Below are 16,675 nucleotides of genomic sequence, written 5' to 3'. Positions count from 1 at the left end.
AGGGGGAGATGCCCGGCAGGGCAGAGGGGGGCGCCTCGCACCACGCCTCTGTCTAAATCAACTTCTCCAAGGTAATCGGCAGGTCCCTGATCCTCTTCCCCGTCGCGTGGAATACCGCATTGGCGATCGCGGGCGCGACACCGACGATGCCGAGCTCACCGACGCCCTTGCCGCCGAGCGCCGAGGAGTGCGGGTCGGGAATGCCGACCGAGATCACCTCGATGTCCGGGATGTCGGCATTGGTCGGCACGAGGTAATCGGCGAGGTTGTTGTTGACGATGCGGCCATGGCGGCGATCCATGATGCCTTCTTCCAGCAGCGCCTGGCCGATGCCCATGATGATGCCGCCCTTCCATTGGCTTTCGGCGAGCTTGGGGTTGTAGAGCCGGCCGGAATCCAGCGCCGACACCACGCGCGAGACGCGCACCGTGCCGAAATCCTCGTCGACGCGCACCTCGATGAAATGCGCGCACCAGGAGTGGCGCGAATAGTCGCCCTCGGTGTGAGGCAACGCCATGGCGATGGTGGTGTAGTTCTTGTAGCGGTCCTCGGCGGTCGAATTGGCCGGCATGGTGTCGCCGGTCGCCTCGATGCGGTCGCGCCCGATGCTTTTGAGCAGTTCGGCGATCGAGACATCGGGGCCCTCGCCGCGCGGCGAGCCGATGCGGCCATTGGCGACGACCAGAGTGTTGGCCTGCAGCGCGTGGAAGGGCGAGCGCGGATCGCTGATCGCCAGGCCCACCAGTTGATCGAGCGCCGAGGTCGCGGCCTTGTGAACCGCACCCGTCATCACGCCGGCCAGCCGCGAGCCGCCGCTGACGCCGGCGCGGGCAAAGCGGGAGTCACCGAGCTTCACCACCACGTCGTCGGCCGGCACGCCAAGCGTCTCGGCGGCGGTCTGCGCCAGGATGGTGTAGGTGCCCTGGCCCATGTCGATCGAGGAGCTTTCGACCTCGACCGAGCCGTCTGCCAGGATGCGCACGACAGCCTCGCCATAGGCGCGCCGCACCGGGTAGGTGCCGGCGGCGACGCCCCAGCCGATCAGCTGGTTGCCGTCGCGCATCGAGCGCGGTTTCGGCGAGCGCCTTGACCAGCCGAAGCGTTCGGCGCCCACGGCAAAAGCCTCACGCAACTGCCTGGTCGACCAGGCTTTTCTGGCGTGCGGATCCTGTTCGGCATAGTTCTTGAGCCGGATTTCCAGTGGATCGATGCCGACCTCATAGGCGAGCTCGTCGATGGCGCTTTCGATGCCGAAGGCCGAGGGGTTTTCGCCCGGCGCGCGCATGGCGCCCGGCACCACGGAATTGACCCGCACGACATTCTGCTTCGAGGAGAAATTCGGCGTCGCGTACATGATCGAGGTGACCGAGCCCAGCGGCTCGACCCACATGCCGTCGATGGAGGTTTCATTGACGCCGCGATGCACGATCGACTGGATCATGCCGTCGCGGTCGGCGCCGATCGTCACGGTCTGGCGCGTCGCGGCACGGCCGCCATAGCCGGTAAAGGTCTGCGGCCGCGTCATCACCAGCTTCACCGGCCGTCCCAGCATTTTGGCGGCGCTTGCCGCCACCGCACCGTGGCTCAGCGCCAGCGCCTTGGAGCCGAAGCCGCCGCCAATATAGGGCGAGACCAGCCGTACATTCTCGAACGGCACTTCGAACCATTCGGCATAGGTGCGGGCCATGCCGTCGAGCCACTGGCTCGGCTCCCACACGGTGAGATGATCGCCTTCCCAGCGCGCGATCAGGCCATGCGGTTCCATCGGCGCCTGGTATTCGCGCGGCGTGTTGTAGGCGGCGCAGATGCGCACTGGCGCGGCGGCGAAGGCGGCGGGCGCATCGCCCCATTCCTTGGTCATGGCGTCGATCGCAATGCCGTCGCCGGCCTTGCCGTCGCTGAGATCGACGATGGAAGGCGTCTCGTCGTAGCTGACCTTGACCAGGGCGGCCGCGGCGACCGCCTGCTCGAAGGTCTCGGCGACGACCGCCGCGACGTGCTGGCCCGAGAAGGTGACGTCGCGCGCCAGCGGGCAATAGGGCTTGTCGGGCGGCGGCGTGCCGAACCAGTCCGACGCGGTCCTCAGGCTGATGATGGTGTCCGGGGTCAGCACCTGCAGGACACCGGGCGAGGCTTCAGCACTTGCCGTGTCGATCGCGCGCACCTTGCCCGAGGCGATCGTGCTTTCGACCAGCACGGCGTAAGCTAGTCCTTCGAGATGCTGTTCGACCGCGTATTTCGCGGCGCCGGTGATCTTGGCCGGGCCGTCGACGCGCGACAGCCGGCCGCCGACGGCCTCCGCCAGTGTGCCGTCTGAGGCGTCGCCCCGTTTCGATTCACCAACTCTGATGTTGTGAACGGTCATGCCGTCTCTCCCAATTTGAGGATGGCGCGCGCGACAACGCGCGGCGCGAGCTCGATCTTGTAATGGTTGGCGCCATGGTCGATGGCGCCTTCGACGGCGAGCAGGCTGGCGGCACGGACGGTTTCCGGCGCCAGCACCTTGCCCTTCAGGGCGTCTTCCACGGCACGGACGCGCCAGGGCTTGGTCGCGACGCCGCCGAGCGCGACGCGCAGATCGCGGATGGTGCGGCCATCGGCTTCGAATTCGATGCCGACAGCGGCACTCGCCGCGGCGAATTCATAGGATTGCCGGTCGCGGATCTTCAGATAGGTCGAGCGGCGGGCTGCCGCGGAGCCGGGGATTGCGATTGCGGTGATCATCTCGCCCGGCTCGATCGCGTGTTCCCTGTCGGGCGTGGTGCCGGGCAGCAGGAAGAAGTCATCCACCAGAAGCTTGCGTTCGCCCAGATGAACTGTTGCGTCGAAGGCGACCAAGGCGGTGGCGAGGTCACCGGGACACATGGCGATGCAGGCCTCGCTGGTGCCGAGCACCGCGTGTCCCCTGGTGACGCCGCCGATGGCCGAACAGCCGCTGCCTGATACACGCTTGTTGCAGGCGGAAAAATTCGCGGGATCGCGGAAATAGGGGCAGCGGGTGCGCTGCATCAGATTGCCGCCGATGGTCGCCATGTTGCGGATCTGCGCCGAAGCCGCCTGCCACAGTGCTTCCGAGATGGCGGGGAAGCGGCTCTTGATGTCGGCATGGTCGGCTACATGGCCCATTCTGGCGAGCGCGCCGATGGTGGCGCCGCGCTCGTCGATAGCGATCCGGTCGAGCCCGTTGAGATGGGTGATGTCGACCAGAATGTCGGGCTCGGCGACGCCGCATTTGGCGAGGTCGATCAGCGTGGTGCCGCCGGCCAGCAGCATGGCGCCGGGCAGGGCAGCCGCCTGGCGTGCGGCGTCAGTCGAAGTGGCGCGCAGGTATGAAAAATCCCTCATGATGCGAACTCCTGGGCTGCCTGGCGGACGGCGGCGACGATGTGCGGATAGGCGCCGCAGCGGCAGAGATTGCCGGCCATGTATTCGCGGATTTCCTCGTCGGAGCCGGCATGGCCCTCGCGGATGCAGGCCACCGCCGACATGATCTGGCCGGGCGTGCAATAGCCGCACTGGAAGGCGTCCTGGTCGAGGAAGGCAGCTTGCACGGGATGCAGTTCGCCCTCCCGTGCAAGCCCCTCAATGGTGGTGATGGCGCGGCCTTCGGCTTGCGCGGCCAGCGTCAGACACGCCAGCACGCGCTCGCCCTCCATGTGCACGGTGCAGGCGCCGCACTGGCCGTGGTCGCAACCCTTCTTGGTGCCGGTCAGGCCGAGCCGCTCGCGCAAGGCATCGAGCAGCGTCACGCGCGGCTCGATCTGCAACTCGTGGTGCTGGCCGTTGATATCGAGATGGACGGGGATTTTCGTCATGGGCGTCTGGCTCCAGTTGCTTGACGCTGAGGGGAATGATCTGGTGTCGGGGCGGGGGAGGGCAAGGGCGTCTTGGTCAATCCCCGGCCGGCAGGGGAGCTGTGGCTTGCGGCTTTGAAAGGCGTGACATACCCGTTCCCCTTCTTATATGATGAAGGCACTCCACTAAAGCGGAGGTGCCTCCGTTTATTACGTGGGGGCTGACCCGGCCGGGTTCAAGCCCCTGACACAATGTGGAGAAAAAATTGGCCGTCGAGCCGTCCGCAATCGCCGAAACGAAGACCGCCGCGGAGGAAAAGCCGCTGCGCGCGGATGCCCGGCGCAACCGCGACCGGCTGGTCGAGGTGGCGGCTTCGGTGTTTGCCGAGCGCGGCATCGATGCCTCTCTGGAGGAGATCGCGCGTCGCGCCGGCGTCGGCATCGGCACGCTCTACCGGCATTTCCCGACGCGCGAGCATCTGGTCGAGGTGGTCTACCGCCGCGAGGTCGAGGCGCTGTGCGCCGCCGCCGGCGAGCTTGCCGCGAAACATCCCTCCGATGTCGCGCTGGAAGAATGGATGCGGCGCTTCGTCGACTACATCGCCACCAAGCGCGGCCTGGCGACCAGCCTGCGCATTCTGCTCACCACCAATTCGACGCTGTTTTCAGACACGTCGGGGCGGGTTTCGCAGGCCTTGCGGCAACTGGTCGAGGCGGCGACGGCCGACGGCACCATCCGCGGCGACGTCGATGCTTCCGATGTGCTGCACGCCCTGTCGGGCATCTACTCCGCGCCCGATACGCCGGAGTGGCGTGACCGCTCGCGCCGGCTGGTCAAGCTGTTGATGGACGGCTTGCGGTTCGGCGCGGGGAAGGGCTGACATCGTGGACGACCTCAGCTTACTGCTGACAAGGTTCGTCAGCGGGGAGGACACCAGCCTGGCAGCCGCCAACAGTCTGGAATCGTTGCTCGACGCGGCCTATCCCGACGATGAGCTTGTTCAAGATGTGGTCATAGATCTCGCGAGCTACAGACCCGGCGGCGGCCCGTTTCTCTTCGATACGCTGGAGATTCAACGGCGCTTGCATCGCCTTCGCGATTATCTTTCGCGCCGCACCTAAAGAGAAAGTGGGCGAGGCCGGCATCAAGCCGGTGTTCATGGACAGCATCCCGGTTGGCCTCTCATCTCCAAAGGGATTTTACCTCGATGATCTTGGCCGACAGCCAGGGCAACGGCCAGATCGCGGCGCAGATCCTGGCCTCCTGCATGCCCAAGGGCGGCACGATCGGCCTGGTGAATTTCGGCGTCGACTATTTCAGCACCAATGAGCGCACCAAGGGCGTCCGCGAGTGGATGATGAAGAACCGGCCCGACATCGTCATGAAGCAGACCGACTTCACCGATCCCTCGAAAGTCTCGCAGATCTCCGGCGACTTCCTCACCGGCAATCCGGATGTGAAGGGCCTGTTCGCGGTCTGGGACTAGCCGGCGCTGGACACGCTGTCCTCGATGCGGGCGCAAGGCATCGACATTCCGATCACCTCGGTCGATCTCGGCCTGCAGTCGGCGATCGAAATCGCCAAGGGCGGACCTCTCAAGGCAACCGGCTCGCAGCGACCCTATGACCAGGTCGTAGCCGAGGCGATGGCGATGATGAAGGCGCTGATCGGGCAGCCTACGCCGGCCTGGGTCGGCGTGCAGTCGCTGCCGGTGGTGCAGTCCAACGTGCTGGAATCGTTCAAGACCGTCTTTCACAGGGATCCGCCGGCCGAGCTCGTCGACGCCTGCAACAGCGCCAAGCCGAAGTGCAATTGAGGTAATTGCGTGGGCGCGGGAGAGATCCCGCGCCTTGATCTGCGCGGCTACGCTTTCGCTTCGACGAGGATCACCAGCGATTCCGGCACCACGCCATCGTGCGCCATAGCGTCGGCGGCCGCCTTGCTTTGCATCAGCGCGGCCATCTTGTCCATGTCCGGCACGTCCATCATCACGGCCACACGCTTCGGGTTCTGCGGATCGACGAAGGTGCGGATGTTGGTGATCCCCAGCGAGCCGAAAAGCTCCTTGCGCTTGGGTGAACTGAGCCAGTGCTTGCTGTCTTTCGAGATGTTGTGATGGCCGATTACGGTTGGCATGGCATCCTCCCCAGGGTGACGCCGGCGGTCGATATCGCCCGCCTGATGCTGCGACCCACCTGTACAGGCCCAGAGAGCGCCGTTTCCCGTAGACTGTCAATTAGCTGTTGCTTATGGGCCGCATGAACGCAAACAGCGGTACGAAAAGTCCTTGCCGTAGTGATCTCGTCATGGGAAATCAGGTGCGGGTGCTCGCACGGCTGAACATAGGTCGTCGGGTGCCGGTCCGGCCGCTAGCGCCTGCCGGAAATCACCCGCAGCCAGGGCGCCAGGTGGAAGGCGCTCATCAGGAGATACATGGCCGGCATCCCGGTTAACGGGCCGGTCAGCGGCGAGGCGCCCATGCACAGCATCGCCGCGTCGCCGCCTTGAAGGCAGGAGAGCAAGGCCATCAGGGCGAAGGTGGGTGCCGCCGCGAGGCATAACCAGTCGGCGATGCCAAGGGTGGTGTTTTCAGGGGGCACGCTGCCGGCGCTTATGTGGGTGTCGCTCATGATCTTTTTCCCTGAATGGTTGCGACCTATCAGGACTTAGGCTCCTCTCCCTCGCCAAGGGCGGGGGAGAGGAAATGCTGTCCTGTCCAGTCCCTGCTACTCACCCTTATCCCTGAAGGCGGCTTCGCCGGCGGCGGCCACTTCGGCCCATTTCTTGTCGGCGCCGGCTTCGTAATTGTCGTGCCAGTTCCACCAGCTGTAGAGCGGCGTCTGGGGATAGCCTTCGGGCGAATCCTCCCAGATCTCCTGGCGGCCGAGCGGGGTGGCATCGAGATAGCTCCAGACCGTGCCCATCTGCTCGTCGCCGCGGCTGTTGATGAAATAGGTACGGAAGACGCGGTCGCCGTCATGGATGAAGACGTTGTGGCCGTGCCATTCGTCGACGCCGAAATCCTTGTCGAAACTGTCGGTTATCGTGTACCAGGGCATCTCCCAGCCCATCCGCGCCTTCAGCCTGACAATGTCGGCCTGCGGCGCGCGCGAGGCGTAGGCCAGCGTGGTGTTGCGGGCGTTGAGATGGGCGAGGTGGCCGACCTGGTCGGCGCCGAGCGAGCAGCCGCGGCAGGCATGGTCGGGCCAGCCATAGACGCCCGGCTCGTAGAAGGCGCGGTAGACGATCAGCTGGCGGCGGCCTTCGAACAGGTCGAGCAGGCTTGCCTTGCCGTTGGGGCCTTCGAACACATAGGCCTTGTCCACTTCCATCCACGGCATGCGCCGGCGTTCGGCGGCCAGCGCGTCCCTGGCGCGCAGCGTCGCCTTCTCCTTCACCAGCATCTTTTCGCGGGCGGCGTCCCATTCCTGTCGCGAAACGACCGGCGGCGTCTTCATCGTCATGTGCTTGGTCATTGGTCTTCTCCTTTGTCAGTCATGGCGCCGTCGCGGCCTGCGATCGCGTTGGGATCCAGGCTAGAGCGATAAGGCGGGGTGGGGTGAGTTACATCCGCGACGGGATTTGAATCGTCCGGCCCGGCGCAGCAGGGGTGGCGGGGCCGTGCGCTGTGTTCGAGATTGTCGGTTGCAGGCATTTTCAACTATCCCTAATGAGATGCTTACTATTGATACCTGAGATGCTCAGGTTGGCGGGTGCCGGAATTGGCGTCAACGGTGCCGATGGCGGCCTCAGCCACTTGGCTAGGTCTCCATCGCGCCGTTGCGGCTTGCTGACCGGCGGTGGTGATTTAAGCTAGGGCGCAAACGTGCCGCGGTGGGAGTTACAAGTGTGACGGGATTTGCATGGACTCGCTGATCACCGCGGCGGCATTGGCGCTGGCGGCGGGCGATCCGCTCGGCGCGCTCGACCGCGTCGCCTTGCGCGAGGATGCGCCGGCGCTGGCGCTGCGCGGCATCGCCATGGCGCAGCTCGGCGACTTCGACCGCGCCAAGCTTCTGTTGCGGCGGGCGGCGCGCGCCTTCAGCCCGAAGGAGGCCGTCGCGCGCGCCAGATGCGCCGTCGCCGAGGCCGAGATCGCGCTGGTCTCGCGTGACCTGGGCTGGCCGGCCAAGGCACTCGACGCGGCGCGCACGACGCTGGAAAAGCATGGCGACCGGCTGAACGCGGCGCATGCCGGTCACCTCAAGGTGCGGCGCCTGCTGTTGATCGGCCGGCTCGACGAGGCCGAGCATGTGCTGGCCGGGCTCGACCCGACGCCGCTGCCGCCGGCCGCGCGGGCCGCGCATGAGCTCGCCGTCGCCGGCATCGCCATGCGGCGCCTGCGGACCCGGCCGGCGCGCGCGGCGCTGGAATGGGCGCACAACGCCGCCCGCCAGGCGGGTATTCCAGGCCTCATGGCCGAAGTCGACAGCGCATCCCTGGCGCTGGAAACGCCGGCGGCGCGGCTGATCACCCAAGGCACGGAGCGGCCGTTGCTGCTCGAGGAGGTCGAGGCGCTGCAGGCATCGCCGGCGCTGGTCGTCGATGCCTTTCGCTACATCGTGCGCGCCGGGGACCGAACAGTCTCGCTGGCGAGCCGACCGGTGCTGTTCGCGCTGGCGCGCGCACTCGCCGAAGCCTGGCCCGGGGATGTCTCGCGCGAGGAACTCGTGGCGCGGGCCTTTGGCGGCAAGCATGCCGATGAATCGCACCGCGCCCGGCTGCGCGTCGAGATCGGCCGGCTGCGCGCCGAGCTTGCCGCGCTGGCCGACATCAGCGCCACCAAGCGCGGTTTCACGCTGGCGCCGCGCCTGGCGCGCGCGGTGATGGTGCTGGCGCGGCCGATTGAAGAACGGCACGCCGCCGTGCTGGCCTTGCTCGCCGATGGCGAAGCCTGGTCGAGCTCGGCGCTGGCGCTGGCGCTCGGAACCGGCCAGCGCAGCGTGCAGCGGGCGCTCGAGCCGCTCGCCGAGGCCGGCAAGGTGCAGTCTTTCGGTTATGGCCGGGCGCGCCGCTGGATGACGCCGCCGGTGGCCGGATTCACGACCACCTTGTTACTCCCGGCGCCGCTGCCGAACGGCTAAGGTGTGGCGATATTCAGGTGAGGCCGGTCTGACCGGAATCTCGACACGCCCAAATCCCGTACCGAAGATCAGCGGATGACGACCACAATCGAGGATCAAGACATGAAGCATTCACCGGCGGAAATCCTGCGCGAATACGGACCCTTTCCGGGTGTGGAGCGGATACATGGGGTGAGCTATGACGGCGACAACGTCTGGTTTGCCTCGGGCGACAGGCTGAACGCCTTCGATCCGCAAAGCGGTCAGACGCTGCGTTCGATCGATGTCGCCGCACATGCCGGCACCGCCTTTGACGGCCGGCATTTCTTCCAGCTCGCCAATGATCGCATCCAGAAGATCGATCCCGATACCGGCGCGGTGCTCGCCACGATCCCGGCGCCCGGCGGCGGCCGCGATTCCGGGCTCACCTGGGCCGAAGGCACGCTCTGGGTGGGGCAGTACCGCGAGCGCAAGATCCACCAGATCGACCCCGAGACCGGGAAAATCCTGCGCAGCATCGAATCCAGCCGCTTCGTCACCGGTGTGACCTGGGTGGATGGCGAATTGTGGCACGCCACCTTGGAGGGCGACGAGAGCGATCTGCGCCGAGTCGACCCGAAAACCGGCAAGCTTCTGGAGAGGCTCGACATGCCTGCCGGCATGACCGTCTCGGGGCTGGAATCCGACGGTGGCGACCGCCTGTTCTGCGGCAGCACATCCACCTCGGTGGTGCGGGCGGTGCGCCGGCCGAAATGAGCCGGTTCTCCTGACGAAGACATCAAGTCCGCGAAGTCGCTGGCGAATTTATCCGCCGGCGACTGGTCGTCGTCCGGCACGTGCCTAGATAGGCTGGGTCGGGCGACCGCCCGGACATTTCTTCGCAAAGGATCCGACCATGACCGAACTGATCACGCTGAACGACGGCACCGCCATTCCCCAGCTGGGCCTTGGCGTGTGGCAGGTCGATCACGGCATCACCGCCGACGTGGTGGGCTGGGCGATCAAGGCCGGCTACCGGCTGATCGACACCGCGCAGGGCTACCAGAACGAGGAGGGCGTCGGCGAGGCGATCCGCGCCGCCGACGTGCCGAGGAGCGAGCTGTACATCACCTCGAAGCTGCGCAACGGCGCGCACGAGCGCGACGCGGCCCTGCGCGCTTTCGACGACACGATGGAAAAACTCGGCATCGAGCAGATCGACCTGTTCCTGATCCACTGGCCGGTGCCCAGCCGCGACAAATATGTCGAGGGCTGGAAGACCCTGGTCGAGCTGAAGCAGGCCGGCCGCATCAAGTCGATCGGCGTTTCGAATTTCAACAGGGACCATCTGGAACGCATCATCGGCGAGACCGGCGTGGTCCCGGTGGCCAACCAGGTCGAGCTGCATCCGCGCTTCCAGCAGCGCGCGCTCCGGGAATTTCATGCCGGGCATGACATCCAGACGGAGAGCTGGAGCCCGCTCGGCAGCGGCCGGCTGCTCGGCGATACGACGATCGCGGGCATTTCCCGCAAGCACGGCAAATCCGCCGCGCAGACGATCATCCGCTGGCATCTCCAGCAAGGGCTGATCGTCATCCCCAAATCGGTCCGCCAGGACCGCATCGCGGCCAATTTCGATGTCTTCGACTTCGAACTGGACGCGCAGGACCTGAAGACGATCGCGGGCATGGATTCGGCTGATGGCCGCAACGGACCGAACCCGGCGACGGCGGCATTTTTGTTTTAAAGAGCTTGCAGGGAAGCTGCCGATCTCCCCCCTTGTGGGGGAGATGTCCGGCAGGACAGAGGGGGCGCTGGCCCGCCGGGCTATCAGCCCGTGCCGCCCAAACCTGCCACGATGACAATATGCTGGCAGACATTGTCGATGTCGCGGATCACATCGTCGTTCCAGAACCGCAAAACGGTCCAGCCATCCTGTTCCAGGCGCTTTGTCCTTGACGCGTCGGCGGCCGCAAGGTTTGCATCAGCATGCTGCGAGCCATCGAGCTCCACGATGAGCTTTTTCCGCGGACAGGCAAAATCGACGATATAGCCCGCGATCGGGAGTTGCCGGCGAAAGCCCATGCCCATGAGCCTATGCGCGCGAAGCTCGTTCCAGAGCTTTAACTCGGCATCGGTCATGACTTTGCGCATGGACCGTGCGTTTGCTCGGCTCTTAGGAGGCAATGGAGTATGAGGCATGGCTGCCTTTTAGATTGACGCTAGCGCTCTACGGCGCCCCCCTCTGTCCTGCCGGACGTTCGTCGTTCAGAAAGCCAAGCAATTGGCTTTCTGTCCGCTGCACGAACCACTCCTCAACCCCCACGAGGGGGAGATTGGCAGCTTCGCCGGCCGCGCTCGCTAAATCCCCGAGCCATCCAGCTGTTGCGCGTCGTCGCCTTCCCAGGGGGCGGGCATCGAGCGGCCGCGGCTGAGGTTCGCCGAGGGCATGGGCATCCAGCACTTCAGCTCCGGTTCGGCATATTCGACGACGCGGCCGGGCGAGGAATCCGATGCCCGCCAGCCTTCACCGGCGAACTGGTCGCCGCGCGACCAGTAGGCGAGGTCGACTTCCGCCGGCCCCTGTTCGGAGGGACGGACCGTGACCAGGATCCGGCTGCCGTCCTTGGGTGCCGTCGACATGTGGCGCCACCGTTCGGGCTCGTCCATCGCAATTCCTCCTGCCTTTGGTGCGAGATGAAGTGTCGCCTCGCCATCGATGGTGGTCAACCCACACTTTGTCGGATTGCACCTGCCGGATGCGTCCTTGGTCTGGCATGTTCGCCAGGACCAGGAGACACTCATGAATGACAAGGTCGCGCCGGCCGTGGGCGAAATGACACTGTATTTCAGCCGCAATCCCAATCCGCGCCTGGCGGTCGCGGTGGCGCGTTACCTCGAGGCCGAGGTGGCCTTCGAATTCGCGTCACCCTTTGAGCCGGGACAAGCGGAGCGATTCCGGCCGCTCAATCCCAACCTCTCCATTCCCATCCTGGCATGGCCCGGCGGCAGTCTGTGGGAGGCCGACGCCATAGCCTGCCGGTTGTCGCGCACGGCGCGTTCCGACTTCTGGCGCACCGGCGAGGACGAACCCGACATGATCCGCTGGCTGAGCTGGGGCAAGGAGAATTTCATGCGCGCCTGCGACACCGTGCATTTCGAGCGCGGCACCAAGCAGCGCTATCGCCTCGGGCCGATCGACGAGGACAAGGTCAGGGAGGGGCTGGAAGAGTTCCACAGGGGGGCCGCGATCCTGGAGGCGGAACTGGCCGGCCGGCAATGGCTGGTCGGGACTTCGCTTTCCTATGCCGATTTCCGCATGGCGGCCTTCCTGCCCTTCAATGATGCCGCCGGCCTGCCGCTCGGCGACTATCCCGCGCTCGACCGCTGGTATCGCCGGCTCGAAGCCATCGACGCCTGGCGCGACCCTTTCGAGGGGCTGGATGCACCGCCCCTGGCACCGATGCCGCGGCAAGGTGCGGCGCTGTAACTGACAAAACTGACGACCGGCGCATACAGAAACGAAACTTGAAGACGCCGGCCGCCGTTTGGGGCGTTGGGGTGCATCCCGTTGGGGCGCGATGCAAGGTCAGGCTAAACGGATGGCCGGCCTCCGCAACCGCAACGGCCGCCCATGGTGAATGAGTGGTTACTATCCACAGGGGCGGCTGACGGCGGCCGTTCCTGCCGGCCCTTTCTTCACAACTGTGCGCAACACCGGGCCGTCGGCCATCGGTGCTCGACGGGCCGCGCCTGGGTTGCTAAGCCCCATGCCGCGCAGGAGACCTTTTTGAGTCGAGACATGACCGTTGCGATCGAGATGGGACACACCATGGCGGGCGCCCCAGCGAACCTCGATCTCGAGGAACTGCTGGCGACCCGCCTTCTGGTGCAGGGCAATTCGGGCTCCGGGAAGTCGCATCTTCTGCGTCGGCTGCTGGAACAGAGCGCGCCCTGGGTGCAGCAGACCATTGTCGATCCCGAAGGCGACTTCGTGTCGCTCGGCGAGCGTTACGGCCATCTGGTGATCGATGCCGAGGAGCATACCGAGCGCGGCCTGCAGGCTGCCGGCGAGCGGGCGCGCATCCACCGCGTCTCCACCGTGCTCAACCTCGAAGGGCTCGACGCCGAAAACCAGATGCGCCGCGCCGCCGCCTTCCTCGGCGGGCTGTTCGAGGTCGCGCGCGACCATTGGTATCCGATGCTGGTGGTGGTGGACGAGGCGCAGCTGTTCGCGCCGGCGGTGGCCGGCGAGGTTTCCGACGAAGCCCGCAAACTCTCGCTCGGCGCCATGACCAACCTGATGTGCCGCGGCCGCAAGCGCGGGCTGGCCGGCATCATCGCCACGCAGCGTCTGGCCAAGCTCGCCAAGAATGTCGCGGCCGAAGCCTCCAATTTCCTCATGGGCCGCACCTTCCTCGACATCGACATGGCGCGTGCCGCCGATCTACTCGGCATGGAGCGGCGCCAGGCGGAAGCCTTTCGCGACCTGGAGCGCGGGCAGTTCATGGCGCTGGGGCCGGCGCTGTCGCGCCGGCCGCTCGGCCTGCGCATCGGCCCGACCGACACCAGCCCGCGCAACGGCACGCCGCGGCTGATGGCGATGCCGGAGGCAGCGCTGGAGGATGCCCGCGCGATCATCCTGGCGGCGCCGCCGCCCGAGACGGCGCGCACGCCGCGCCGGGTGGCGTCGCCGGACCTGCTCGACCAGCTGATGGCGGCGAAATCGGCGGCGCTGGAAATCCGCCCCGAACCGGCGGAGCCGCAAATCAGCGCCGAGGACCTGGCGGAGCGGCGCGAGCGGGTCGACCGCGTGCTGCGCGCCATCCTGGCGCAGCCCGATGCGGGTTTTCGCGTGATCGGCGTGCTCTACCAGGAATTCGTGGTGCGCTGCCGCATCGAGGGCCTGGCCTCGGTGGTGCCGGACCTCGCCGAATTCCGCCGCATGCTGACGCGCGCCCGCGCCGGCCTCGGCTCCGAAACGACGCAGGACGACGCATGGCGGGACGTTTCCGTGCGCGCCTCGCTGCTGCCCGACGACATGCAGGGCGTGTTCATGATGATCGCGCGGGCGGCGAAGGAAGGCTGGCCGTGTCCGAGCGACGCCGCGATCGCGCGCGCCTATGGCTCGCACTCGCTGCGCCGCGCCCGCCGCCTGCTGACCTATATCGAGGAGCAGGGGCTGATCGTCTGCCAGCTCGACGGCACGGGAAAGCGCACCGTGACGCTGGTCGAACTCGCCTGGGCCACCGCCCCCGGCGACCCCGATGCCGAGGAGGCGGAGCAGGGGAGCCTGGCGCTGTGAGGGCGGCCATGGCGGCAGGCAAGTCCGGCGCGACATCGATGCTCGGGGCAAGATGACCCTGGGCCGGGCAGGCTGCAGGCTGGGTTCCCTGCAAGGCTAGCGGCCAAATGAACGCGCGCCCGGTGAAGCCCGGTCAGCTCGCCGCCGCGATGCCGGCGTGGTGGCTGCCCAACTGCCATAGGGGCAGGGGAAACCGGCCATGCTGCACTTCGAGCAGGCGAAAGCCTGCCCCGCGATCAGTCGCAGCGGATCGCGGTTGAGGTGGCAGCCGCCGGCAATTGATCCCCACAGCCGGTTCAGGCGCTCCTGCCAGCGGCGGCAGCGCGGTCCCTCGGCCTGACCGTGCTCGATGAGGATCAGTCGGCCCGTCGGCTTCAGCACGCGGCGGATTTCGCTCAGCGCGGCCTCGGTCCGGGATGGTGCAGAAGGCATAGGTGACGACCACCGTGTCGGCGATGCCATCGGCCAGGGGCAGGCTTTGGCCGCCGGCCCGGATGCATTCGACGGCGAACGGCATGGCGCGGCTCTTGGGGCGCGGCGAGGCCGAGCATGGTGCCGTCGGGGTCGACGCCGACCAGCCGCTCCACCCTGGCGGCGTCGTAACAGGGCAGGTTGAGGCCCGAGCCGAAGCCGACCTCGACCACGACACCCCGCGCCCGCGGGATGACGCGACTGCGCATCCGCGTGAATGCGCCGGCCGAACAGCCGGCATGGACGAAATAGGGGGCGACGCAGCGCACATACCAGGAGAGGCAGGTCCGGCACATGGTTCAGCCTCCATGCCCGGCGGCAGGGACGCCGCGAAGCGGTTCCGAAGTGCGATGGCTTGTGATGTATTGACCGGTGACATTTCTCGCTCCAAGGGAGTTGGCTAGGCGCGATGCGGAGATCGTCAATTGCCCGATTGCTTGCGATGACCAGCTTGAACAGCGTCACGCGAACGTACCTAGCGCGCAGTCGAGATCACTTCTTGCAGCTTGGCATTTTTTTCAATGCATCGTTCGCTTCCGCCTCGCTCTTAAACGTGGTCTTCGCAAGGTCTATGACCAAGGTTCCGTCTGGCTTCTTGGTGACCACTTCGCACTGCTTTGACACGGCATCTTTCGCCACCCAATATTCCGTGGCTGCAAAGGCCGAAACAGTAAACTGGCCAACGAGTGCTGTAGCGATTGCGACTTGACGAACCATCTGCACGCTCCCTGGGCTAAACGTGAACCTCCGCCAGCGTGGAACGTGCGGCTTTAGCTTCTGGTTCCGGTGGTGGCTTCGCCCATGATGCCGCACAATGCATGCACTTCCCCCCGCAGCGCAGCCAGCACGATCGGGGCAGAATAGGCTGGAGGCTTTACGGAGATGGGTGGCGCGGCTCCGGGCGCTATTGATTTCGCTCGGCCTACCCCTGGACGACGAGCGAGATCACCAAAGCCAGCAAGCCGATGCTTGTGAGAACGGCCCGCGCGACATGGGCATATTCCCAACGATCACGAAGTTCCGTCCAGCGCGGCTTCGGACCATCACCCTTCTCGCCAACCTCGAAGAAGGCTGCGCCGGACGCCCCCAATGCCGCGCCCTCCATCCAGTATTTGTTGACCGGGTGAATTGCGATCCAATAAATCGCAACCGTCGCCAGCATGGCAAGAAAAGCGATCAGGATAATCCAGAAAGCGGCGGTTCCAAATGGTGCCAGGAATAGCATGAGACCGGTCACGACTATGCTCAGAGGTTCGGCGGCGCCACCGATCGTAAAGCCAGGATAGTAGATGTGCTGCACAGCACGATATGTGCGCTCATCGAGCCGCATCTTGCCCGGAAGCTCCAAGGCATGTGCGACCGACAAAGCCGTGGGTAAAGCGACGATCATTACGGCCGCGACTTGCAGCAGACCGAACATTTGAGCCTCCGCGTTCGCTATCCATATCGCTTGGCACTGTGACCCGAACGCTGTTGGCCGTGCGATGTTCCCACTACAGCTTTTGGATTTAGGGTCCTTTTGACCGGAATGCTCAAATGGGCCGGGAGGAGTAGGTCCGCTTGTCGCCGGGGAAATATGAGAGCGGACCATTAACCTCCACGATCCGACGTGGTGACTTGACGGAAGGCCGACATTGGCGGGCCTCGATGCATTCCAGGCTCGCCATGTCATCAGATGCGCGAGGACAGCTCAAGCAACCATTGCGGGGAGCGGTCGACCAAAAATGTCTCGAGCCGCTTGTCCGCCCCGCTCAGAATCAACAGTCCAGTGATGAGCAACAGACCACCGAGGACCATCTTGCCGCTTTTTCCGGCCTTCAGCATTTGATCTCGCCGTTTTGCCAACCACCCGGGCCGCCTCCAGCCTCGGCGCCGTCGCCGGCCTGCTGCAGGCGCTGCGCGACGCCGACGTGCGGCCGCTGCTGTCAAAAGTCTCGGCCAGGACGCTGGTGCTGCACCGCAGGGGTGACCGGGCGGTGCGGGTCGAGGCGGGGCGGTATCTGGCGGCGCGGATAGCGGGGCGCGGTTTGTCGAGGTGGAGGGGGGGCCACTGGTTCTGGGT

Annotated in this window: 22 protein-coding genes and 1 pseudogene; 10 read left to right on the top strand and 13 right to left on the bottom strand. The window is 65.9% G+C overall.

Features of this window, described 5'->3' with window-relative positions:
• Positions 1–52 precede the first annotated feature (52 nt).
• From FJ546_RS28430 to FJ546_RS28420, 3 genes are read right to left on the bottom strand one after another with little or no spacing between them, the layout of a single operon-like run.
• Positions 53–2,365, bottom strand: coding sequence for a xanthine dehydrogenase family protein molybdopterin-binding subunit (locus FJ546_RS28430; RefSeq protein ID WP_140892388.1), 2,313 nt, complete (start codon positions 2,363–2,365; stop codon positions 53–55).
• On the bottom strand, positions 2,362–3,345 hold the full coding sequence (locus tag FJ546_RS28425) for a xanthine dehydrogenase family protein subunit M (protein ID WP_140892387.1): 984 nt from the start codon (positions 3,343–3,345) through the stop codon (positions 2,362–2,364). Before FJ546_RS28425 ends, FJ546_RS28430 begins: the two co-directional genes overlap by 4 nt.
• On the bottom strand, positions 3,342–3,815 hold the full coding sequence (locus FJ546_RS28420) for a (2Fe-2S)-binding protein (RefSeq protein ID WP_140892385.1): 474 nt from the start codon (positions 3,813–3,815) through the stop codon (positions 3,342–3,344). Before FJ546_RS28420 ends, FJ546_RS28425 begins: the two co-directional genes overlap by 4 nt.
• A 245-nt stretch (positions 3,816–4,060) precedes the next feature.
• On the opposite strand from FJ546_RS28420, the gene FJ546_RS28415 reads away from it, so the two are divergent.
• The 4 genes from FJ546_RS28415 (at position 4,061) to FJ546_RS31790 (ending at position 5,611) form a co-directional block, all read left to right on the top strand.
• Positions 4,061–4,675, top strand: coding sequence for a TetR/AcrR family transcriptional regulator (locus FJ546_RS28415; RefSeq protein WP_140892384.1), 615 nt, complete (start codon positions 4,061–4,063; stop codon positions 4,673–4,675).
• 4 nt (positions 4,676–4,679) lie between these two features.
• Positions 4,680–4,916 (top strand): hypothetical protein, encoded by a 237-nt coding sequence (locus tag FJ546_RS28410; protein WP_140892382.1) that lies wholly within the window; start codon positions 4,680–4,682, stop codon positions 4,914–4,916.
• An 86-nt stretch (positions 4,917–5,002) separates the two neighbouring features.
• Complete coding sequence (locus FJ546_RS31795) at positions 5,003–5,281, top strand: substrate-binding domain-containing protein (RefSeq protein WP_246687003.1); 279 nt, start codon at positions 5,003–5,005, stop codon at positions 5,279–5,281.
• A gap of 24 nt (positions 5,282–5,305) precedes the next feature.
• Positions 5,306–5,611: a hypothetical protein gene (locus FJ546_RS31790; RefSeq protein ID WP_246687002.1), complete on the top strand. Its 306-nt coding sequence runs from the start codon at positions 5,306–5,308 to the stop codon at positions 5,609–5,611.
• Between the two features lie 47 nt (positions 5,612–5,658).
• Here FJ546_RS31790 and FJ546_RS28400 read toward each other — a convergent pair whose 3' ends face one another.
• From FJ546_RS28400 to FJ546_RS28390, 3 genes are all read right to left on the bottom strand, one after another.
• The gene (locus FJ546_RS28400; protein ID WP_019859410.1) at positions 5,659–5,931 is read right to left on the bottom strand and encodes a hypothetical protein; all 273 of its coding nucleotides are present in this window, start codon (positions 5,929–5,931) and stop codon (positions 5,659–5,661) included.
• A 233-nt stretch (positions 5,932–6,164) separates the two neighbouring features.
• Complete coding sequence (locus FJ546_RS28395) at positions 6,165–6,425, bottom strand: hypothetical protein (protein ID WP_140892381.1); 261 nt, start codon at positions 6,423–6,425, stop codon at positions 6,165–6,167.
• A 96-nt stretch (positions 6,426–6,521) separates the two neighbouring features.
• Positions 6,522–7,271 carry a thioredoxin family protein gene (locus FJ546_RS28390; RefSeq protein ID WP_140892379.1) on the bottom strand — a complete coding sequence of 250 codons (750 nt, stop codon included), beginning with the start codon at positions 7,269–7,271 and terminating at the stop codon, positions 6,522–6,524.
• A 387-nt stretch (positions 7,272–7,658) separates the two neighbouring features.
• On the opposite strand from FJ546_RS28390, the gene FJ546_RS28385 reads away from it, so the two are divergent.
• The 3 genes from FJ546_RS28385 (at position 7,659) to FJ546_RS28375 (ending at position 10,584) form a co-directional block, all read left to right on the top strand.
• Positions 7,659–8,879, top strand: coding sequence for a helix-turn-helix domain-containing protein (locus FJ546_RS28385; protein ID WP_140892378.1), 1,221 nt, complete (start codon positions 7,659–7,661; stop codon positions 8,877–8,879).
• A 102-nt stretch (positions 8,880–8,981) separates the two neighbouring features.
• Positions 8,982–9,614, top strand: a complete 633-nt coding sequence (locus FJ546_RS28380; RefSeq protein WP_140892376.1) for a PQQ-binding-like beta-propeller repeat protein — start codon at positions 8,982–8,984, stop codon at positions 9,612–9,614.
• Positions 9,615–9,753: 139 nt separating this feature from the next.
• Positions 9,754–10,584: an aldo/keto reductase gene (locus tag FJ546_RS28375; RefSeq protein ID WP_140892375.1), complete on the top strand. Its 831-nt coding sequence runs from the start codon at positions 9,754–9,756 to the stop codon at positions 10,582–10,584.
• An 83-nt stretch (positions 10,585–10,667) separates the two neighbouring features.
• Here FJ546_RS28375 and FJ546_RS28370 read toward each other — a convergent pair whose 3' ends face one another.
• Together FJ546_RS28370 and FJ546_RS28365 are read right to left on the bottom strand one after the other, a co-directional pair.
• Positions 10,668–11,039, bottom strand: a complete 372-nt coding sequence (locus tag FJ546_RS28370) for a DUF559 domain-containing protein (RefSeq protein ID WP_140892373.1) — start codon at positions 11,037–11,039, stop codon at positions 10,668–10,670.
• A 159-nt stretch (positions 11,040–11,198) separates the two neighbouring features.
• Positions 11,199–11,507, bottom strand: coding sequence for a hypothetical protein (locus FJ546_RS28365; RefSeq protein ID WP_140892372.1), 309 nt, complete (start codon positions 11,505–11,507; stop codon positions 11,199–11,201).
• A gap of 166 nt (positions 11,508–11,673) precedes the next feature.
• On the opposite strand from FJ546_RS28365, the gene FJ546_RS28360 reads away from it, so the two are divergent.
• Together FJ546_RS28360 and FJ546_RS28355 are read left to right on the top strand one after the other, a co-directional pair.
• Positions 11,674–12,327 (top strand): glutathione S-transferase family protein, encoded by a 654-nt coding sequence (locus tag FJ546_RS28360; protein WP_140892464.1) that lies wholly within the window; start codon positions 11,674–11,676, stop codon positions 12,325–12,327.
• A 312-nt stretch (positions 12,328–12,639) separates the two neighbouring features.
• Positions 12,640–14,142 carry an ATP-binding protein gene (locus FJ546_RS28355; RefSeq protein WP_140892370.1) on the top strand — a complete coding sequence of 501 codons (1,503 nt, stop codon included), beginning with the start codon at positions 12,640–12,642 and terminating at the stop codon, positions 14,140–14,142.
• Positions 14,143–14,238: 96 nt separating this feature from the next.
• On the opposite strand, the gene FJ546_RS31785 is transcribed toward FJ546_RS28355, so the two are convergent.
• The 5 genes from FJ546_RS31785 to FJ546_RS31375 all read right to left on the bottom strand — a co-directional run bounded on the left by FJ546_RS31785 (position 14,239) and on the right by FJ546_RS31375 (position 16,437).
• The gene (locus tag FJ546_RS31785; protein ID WP_246687001.1) at positions 14,239–14,574 is read right to left on the bottom strand and encodes a hypothetical protein; all 336 of its coding nucleotides are present in this window, start codon (positions 14,572–14,574) and stop codon (positions 14,239–14,241) included.
• Positions 14,538–14,909 carry a hypothetical protein gene (locus tag FJ546_RS31780; protein ID WP_246687000.1) on the bottom strand — a complete coding sequence of 124 codons (372 nt, stop codon included), beginning with the start codon at positions 14,907–14,909 and terminating at the stop codon, positions 14,538–14,540. The genes FJ546_RS31785 and FJ546_RS31780 overlap by 37 nt, the downstream gene beginning before the upstream one ends.
• Positions 14,910–15,105: 196 nt before the next feature.
• Positions 15,106–15,330: a hypothetical protein gene (locus FJ546_RS28345; protein ID WP_140892369.1), complete on the bottom strand. Its 225-nt coding sequence runs from the start codon at positions 15,328–15,330 to the stop codon at positions 15,106–15,108.
• 205 nt (positions 15,331–15,535) lie between these two features.
• A complete protein-coding gene (locus FJ546_RS28340) occupies positions 15,536–16,033 on the bottom strand; it encodes a DUF1772 domain-containing protein (protein ID WP_140892367.1) in 498 nt (165 codons plus the stop codon).
• A gap of 251 nt (positions 16,034–16,284) precedes the next feature.
• Positions 16,285–16,437, bottom strand: coding sequence for a hypothetical protein (locus FJ546_RS31375; protein ID WP_181168124.1), 153 nt, complete (start codon positions 16,435–16,437; stop codon positions 16,285–16,287).
• Between the two features lie 26 nt (positions 16,438–16,463).
• Between FJ546_RS31375 and FJ546_RS31430 the strand changes: the two are divergent.
• Positions 16,464–16,675 (top strand): annotated as a pseudogene (locus tag FJ546_RS31430) (hypothetical protein); the annotation flags it as partial.

Source organism: Mesorhizobium sp. B2-4-19 (assembly GCF_006441315.1).
In the GTDB taxonomy this organism is placed as follows: Bacteria; Pseudomonadota; Alphaproteobacteria; order Rhizobiales; family Rhizobiaceae; genus Mesorhizobium.
The sequence above is the reverse complement of the archived record's forward strand: the minus strand, read 5'-3'. Positions and strand labels throughout refer to the sequence as shown.